We start from the raw sequence: 5,637 nt of genomic DNA, 5'->3' as shown, positions 1-5,637 counted from the left end.
CGCCGCGGCCTCGGAAGGCTCGCCGCTCGGCAAAGACGTCCTCGGCCAGATAGTCAAAAACTTCGAGCTGGCCGCCGCTGAAAACGTTCCCATGTGCCAGGATACCGGGGTTGCCGTATTCTTCGTTGACGTGGGCCGGGAGCTAACTATAGACGGCCCGCTCTATGAGGCCATAGACGAGGGGGTAAGGCAGGGCTACGAAGAGGGTTACCTGAGGAAGTCCGTCTGCGACCCGTTTTCGAGGAAGAACACGGGCGACAATACCCCGGCCGTCGTGCACACGACCGTTACCGACGGGGACAGGTTAACGATACGCTTCGCACCCAAGGGGGCGGGAAGCGAGAACATGAGCAGGCTTAAGATGCTCAGGGCTACCTCTGGGGTCGAGGGTATAAAGGAGTTCGTGGTTGAGACGATAAGGGAGGCGGGCGGGAACCCGTGCCCTCCCATAATCGTGGGTGTGGGGATCGGCGGGAACTTCGAGGTCTCTGCGATACTGGCCAAGAAGGCGCTCTTGAGGAAGATCGGGTCCCCCGGCAAGGATAAAGAGCATGCTGTACTCGAAGGGGAGCTGCTTCGGGAGATAAATTCGCTTGGCATAGGTCCCATGGGTTTCGGAGGCACCACCACCGCCCTCGCTGTCCATATAGAGTCCGTCCCCTGCCATATAGCGAGCCTTCCCGTGGCCGTTAATATCCAGTGCCACGCCGCCAGGCACAAGGAAGTGATAATATAAGTTATCGGTTTCCGGTTGCCGGGTATCAGTTAAAGGCAAAAAAACCGGAACCTGATACCCGATAACGGATAACTGGTAACCATTCATGCCCGAGCCGATAAGGATAACGCCCCCGCTTACGGACGAAGACGTCGAAAAGCTCCGTGCCGGGGACAGGGTGCTCGTAACCGGGACCCTCTATACCGCGAGGGACGCGGCACACAAGAGACTCGTGGAGCTCATGGATAAGGGGGGTGAGCTTCCCTTTGACCCGAAGGGGCAGATTATATACTATGTAGGCCCCACCCCCCCGAAGCCGGGGCAGGTGATAGGCTCGGCCGGGCCGACGACGAGCGGCAGGATGGACCCGTTCACCCCGAAACTCCTCGCGCTCGGGCTCAAGGCCACCATAGGCAAGGGACTGAGGAGCCCGGAGGTCATAGAGGCCATGAAGGAGCACAAGGCCGTCTACATGGCGGCGGTCGGCGGGGCGGCCGCGCTCATAGCCGGGAGCATAAAGAAGGCCGAGGTCATAGCCTACGAAGACCTCGGTCCGGAGGCGATAAGGAAGTTGGAGGTCGAGGAGTTCCCGGCCATAGTGGTTAACGACATGCACGGAGGGGACCTCTTTAAGCAGGGGGTCGAAAAGTATAAAAAGGTCGGCACATGAAGATGAAGCTCGAAAAAAAGGAGATCAAGAGCGAGGCCATGCAACAGCTCGAGCGCATGACCGGCGAGGAAGTCCGGGACTGCTACCAGTGCGGGAACTGCTCGGGGGGGTGTCCGGTGTCGTTCGAGATGGAGATCGCGCCGAGCCAGGTGATAAGGTTCCTGCAGCTCGGGAAACTCGAAGAGGTGATGAGGGCCAACACGATGTGGGTCTGCGTGGGGTGCCTGCAGTGCTATTCGCGCTGCCCGAAGAGCGTCAGCGCGGCAAAGCTCCTCGAGGGGCTCAGGCAGATGGTCCTGAGGAAGGGCGAGAACCACAAGGAGATAGAGGATCTGCCGTTCCCGTTCCTTAAGAACGCGCCGCAGCAGGCTATCGTCTCGGGCTTCCGTAAATTCGTAAGCTGAGGGGGCATGCTTCTAAACGCCCATCTGCGTTGTCAGGACTTCGTGATCGAATCCTCACATACTGAAAGTATGCTGCGGTTCAATCCCTCGTCCTTCCTAGCATCTGGACATTTTTAAGCATGCCCTGGACATAAACGGCATATTATTTACAAACAAATGGAACCAATGAAAATACCATACTATCCGGGCTGTACCCTGAGCACCACGGCCAAGCCTTTCGACACGTCGGCCAGGGCGGCGGCCGTGGCCCTCGGCTTCGAGATGGAAGAGTTGAAGCAGTGGAACTGCTGCGGCGCGGGTTTCCCGCTGACCCCGGATAACATAATCGGCCTTACCGCCCCGACCAAGGTCCTTGCCAACGCCAGGAAGGAAGGGGACACGGTAACCACCCTCTGCAGCGTCTGCTATAACGTGCTTAAGCGCACCAACAAGGTCGTAAGGGACGACAAGGAAAAGCGCAGGATCATAACCGACTTCATCGAAGAGGAGTACGACGGCAGCCTCGACGTGCTGCACTTCTTCGAGGTCTTAAGAGACAAGGTCGGCTTCGATAAGGTAAAGGCGGCGGTGAAGAGGCCGCTTACGGGGATAAAGGCCGGGGCCTATTACGGGTGCATGCTCTTAAGGCCTTTCGAGGACATGGGGATAGACAACTGCGAGGCCCCGACGGTGTTCGAGGACCTTCTGGAGGCCATCGGCTGCGAGCCGGTGGATTTCCCGGATAAGATCGAATGCTGCGGCGCGCACATGGCCATGGGCAGGGAAGACATAGTGGAAAAGCTTTCGGGGAACGTCATGCAGTCGGCCGTGGGACGCGGCGCGGAGGTGATAGTCACAAGCTGCCCGCTCTGCCAGTATAACCTCGAGAAGAGCCAGCCGGCCATGGCGGCCGGGACCGCCGGCTACAGACCGGTCCCCATCGTCTACTTCACCCAGCTTCTCGGCTATGCCCTCGGCCAGGACGAGACAACGCTCGGCTTCGAGAGCAACGCCATGGACGTAAGGCCGCTCCTGAAGGAGAAGGGGGTCTGAAATGCCGAGGATAGGCGTATTCGTCTGCCAGTGCGGCAACAACATAGAGAGTACCGTGGAGACCAAGGAAGTCGCCGAGGAGATGGAAAAACTCCCCGGCGTGGTCTACACCTGCAGCTACAAGTTCATGTGCTCCTCCCCGGGGCAGGATATGTTCAAGAAGGCGATAGAGGAAAACAACCTCGACGGCGTGGTGGTCTCGGCCTGCTCCCCGCACATGCACGAGAAGACCTTCAGGAAGGCCTCGGAAAAGGCCGGGATTAACCCCTACAAGTGCGAGATAGCCAACATACGCGAGCAGTGCTCCTGGGTCCATCCCGATAAGACGAAGGCGGTCGGGACCGCCAAGAGCGTCGACCTTACCAGGATGGTCATCGAGAGGCTCAAGAAGAACCGGCCGCTTAAGACCATAAACATCCCCGTCAACAAGAGGGCGCTCGTCATAGGCGGCGGCATCGCCGGCATACAGGCCGCGCTCGACATAGCCGAAGGGGGCAGGGAGGTCATCCTCGTCGAGCGGGAGCCCTCAATAGGCGGCAACATGGCGAAGCTCTCCGAGACCTTCCCGACGATGGACTGCTCCCAGTGCATCCTCACCCCGAAGATGGTCGAGGCCGAGCTCCACGACAACATAAAGATATATACCTACTCCGAGGTCGAGAAGGTCGACGGCTATATAGGAAACTTTTCCGTCCGCATAAGACGCAAGGCCAAGTACGTGGACGAGGAGAAATGTACCGGGTGCGGCGCGTGCTGGGAGAAGTGCCCGTTCAAGTCGGACAGCGAGTTCGAGATGGGCCTCAACAAGCGGAAGGTCATCTACACGCCGTTCCCGCAGGCCGTGCCGAACGTCCCCGTGATAGACGCGCCGAACTGTCCGAAGATACAGAAGGACAAGTGCGGGCTTTGCGCCAAGGTCTGCGGCCCCCAGTGCATAGACTTCGAACAGGAAGACAAAATATTGACCGAAGAGGTCGGCGCCATAGTGGTCGCCACCGGATACCAGCTCATGCCGAACGAGCGCTTCGGCGAGTACGGCTACGGAAGGATAAAGGACGTTATAAGCGGGATGCAGTTCGAGAGGCTCGCTTCCGCTTCCGGCCCCACGGGCGGGAAGATACAGAGGCCCTCGGACGGCAAGGAGCCCGGGAGCGTCGTCTTCATCCAGTGCGTCGGCTCCAGGGACGAGGCAAAGGGGGTCAGCTACTGCTCGAAGGTCTGCTGCATGTACACGGCCAAGCACACCATGCTCTACCGCCACAAGGTCCACGACGGGCAGGCCTACGTCTTCTACATGGACATACGCTCCGGCGGTAAGCGCTACGAGGAGTTCGTAAGGAGGGCCATAGAGCACGACGACGCCATGTACCTCCGGGGCCGCGTCTCAAGGGTCTACGAGAGGGACGGGAAGATAATCGTGCAGGGGGCCGACACCCTGAGCGCCTCGCAGGTGGAGATAGAGGCCGACATGGTGGTGCTCGCCACGGCCATAGTGTCGAGGACAAGTGCCGCCACGGTGGCCAAGACACTCGGCATAGCCTACGACAAGCACGGCTTCTATAACGAGTACCACCCTAAGATGAAGCCCGTGGAGACCGTTACCGCCGGCATCTTCCTCGCCGGCACGTGCATGGGGCCCATGGATATCCCCGAGTCCGTGATGATGGGGAGTGCCTCGGCAAGCAAGATACTCGCTCTCTTCTCGTCCGACGAGATGGCAAGAGAGCCCATAACCGCGCACGTAAACGCGATGACCTGCAACGCCTGCTGGGACTGCGTTACGGCCTGCCCCTACACGGCCATAGACAAGGAAGAGGTGAAGGACAGGAAGGGCAATACCGTAAGGTGGCAGGCGCAGGTGAACCCGGGGCTCTGCCAGGGCTGCGGCGTGTGCGTTGCGGCCTGCAGGAGTAAGGCCGTAGACCTGGCGGGATATACCGATGAGCAGGTTTATGCGGCGATAAATGCATTCTGAGCGTTAACTGCAAACGGAGATAAAATGGCAGAGGAAAAAGAAACCATACCGACGACCGACTGGGAACCTCGTATAATGGCGTTCGTCTGCAACTGGTGCACCTACGCCGGGGCGGACCTCGCGGGTACGAGCAGGATGGAGTACAAGCCGAACGTGCGCATAGTAAAGCTCCCGTGCACCGGCAGGATAGACCCGCTTTTTATAATAAAGGCGTTCGAGAACGGCGCCGACGCAGTGCTCGTCTCGGGCTGCCACCCCGGCGACTGCCACTACACCACCGGGAACTACCACGCCCGCAGGAGGTGGATCGGCTTCAGGGGCCTCATGGAGTTCGTGGGCATAGACACCCGGAGGCTCCACTTCTCCTGGGTCTCGGCCTCGGAGGCTATAAAGTGGGTGGACCTCATAAATAAGGTGACCGACGAGGTAAAGGAGCTCGGGCCGTTCATGGAGTACCGTAATCTTAAGCGAGGCGCCGAGGAGGCCAAGCCATGAAGAAAGACGTAATGGTCAGCTTGCTGCTGGTCGAGGAGGAGGACGGGACGTGGACGGGCTACTGTCCCGACCTGAATACGAATAGCACCGGAAAGGACCCGGAGAGCACGGTGGTGAACCTTAGGGCCGTGACCGAAGAGCACATAAAGAAGGTCGGCTTCGAGAACATGCAGCTCAAGGCCGTCAAGTGTCTTAAGATGAAGGTGAACGGCTGATAAAGATGGAAAAAGCACTAAGGGATACGGCGAAAAAACTCCTTGAAGGCGGCGAGGTCAAGGTCGTTATAGGCTACGGCTGGAACCGGCGGAAGACCCGCACGACCCCGGTCTTTATAACGAAGCCCGAG

General features: G+C 59.1%; 7 protein-coding genes. All 7 read left to right on the top strand.

Going from position 1 to position 5,637, the window contains the following annotated elements:
* A partial coding sequence (locus tag V3W31_06240) for a fumarate hydratase (GenBank protein ID MEE9614540.1) occupies window positions 1-736 on the top strand: 736 nt, incomplete at its 5' end.
* Between the two features lie 85 nt (window positions 737-821).
* Window positions 822-1,385, top strand: a complete 564-nt coding sequence (locus tag V3W31_06235; GenBank protein MEE9614539.1) for a Fe-S-containing hydro-lyase — start codon at window positions 822-824, stop codon at window positions 1,383-1,385.
* Window positions 1,386-1,387: 2 nt separating this feature from the next.
* The gene (locus V3W31_06230; protein ID MEE9614538.1) at window positions 1,388-1,789 is read left to right on the top strand and encodes a 4Fe-4S dicluster domain-containing protein; all 402 of its coding nucleotides are present in this window, start codon (window positions 1,388-1,390) and stop codon (window positions 1,787-1,789) included.
* 165 nt (window positions 1,790-1,954) lie between these two features.
* Window positions 1,955-2,821 carry a CoB--CoM heterodisulfide reductase iron-sulfur subunit B family protein gene (locus tag V3W31_06225; GenBank protein MEE9614537.1) on the top strand — a complete coding sequence of 289 codons (867 nt, stop codon included), beginning with the start codon at window positions 1,955-1,957 and terminating at the stop codon, window positions 2,819-2,821.
* Window position 2,822: 1 nt separating this feature from the next.
* Window positions 2,823-4,796, top strand: a complete 1,974-nt coding sequence (locus V3W31_06220) for a CoB--CoM heterodisulfide reductase iron-sulfur subunit A family protein (GenBank protein MEE9614536.1) — start codon at window positions 2,823-2,825, stop codon at window positions 4,794-4,796.
* 24 nt (window positions 4,797-4,820) lie between these two features.
* Window positions 4,821-5,291, top strand: coding sequence for a hydrogenase iron-sulfur subunit (locus V3W31_06215; protein MEE9614535.1), 471 nt, complete (start codon window positions 4,821-4,823; stop codon window positions 5,289-5,291).
* Window positions 5,288-5,506, top strand: a complete 219-nt coding sequence (locus V3W31_06210; protein ID MEE9614534.1) for a hypothetical protein — start codon at window positions 5,288-5,290, stop codon at window positions 5,504-5,506. Before V3W31_06215 ends, V3W31_06210 begins: the two co-directional genes overlap by 4 nt.
* The last annotated feature ends 131 nt before the right edge of the window (window positions 5,507-5,637 follow it).

This window comes from Thermodesulfobacteriota bacterium (assembly GCA_036482575.1).
Lineage (GTDB): Bacteria > Desulfobacterota > GWC2-55-46 > GWC2-55-46 > JAUVFY01 > JAZGJJ01.
The sequence above is the reverse complement of the archived record's forward strand: the minus strand, read 5'-3'. Positions and strand labels throughout refer to the sequence as shown.

Bases quoted from the DNA above. Each gene is read 5' to 3' on its own strand.
- V3W31_06235 (MEE9614539.1), top strand. From the start codon at position 822: ATGCCCGAGCCGATAAGGATAACGCCCCCGCTTACGGACGAAGACGTC.
- V3W31_06225 (MEE9614537.1), top strand. From the start codon at position 1,955: ATGAAAATACCATACTATCCGGGCTGTACCCTGAGCACCACGGCCAAG.
- V3W31_06210 (MEE9614534.1), top strand. From the start codon at position 5,288: ATGAAGAAAGACGTAATGGTCAGCTTGCTGCTGGTCGAGGAGGAGGAC.
- V3W31_06220 (MEE9614536.1), top strand. From the start codon at position 2,823: ATGCCGAGGATAGGCGTATTCGTCTGCCAGTGCGGCAACAACATAGAG.
- V3W31_06230 (MEE9614538.1), top strand. From the start codon at position 1,388: ATGAAGCTCGAAAAAAAGGAGATCAAGAGCGAGGCCATGCAACAGCTC.
- V3W31_06215 (MEE9614535.1), top strand. From the start codon at position 4,821: ATGGCAGAGGAAAAAGAAACCATACCGACGACCGACTGGGAACCTCGT.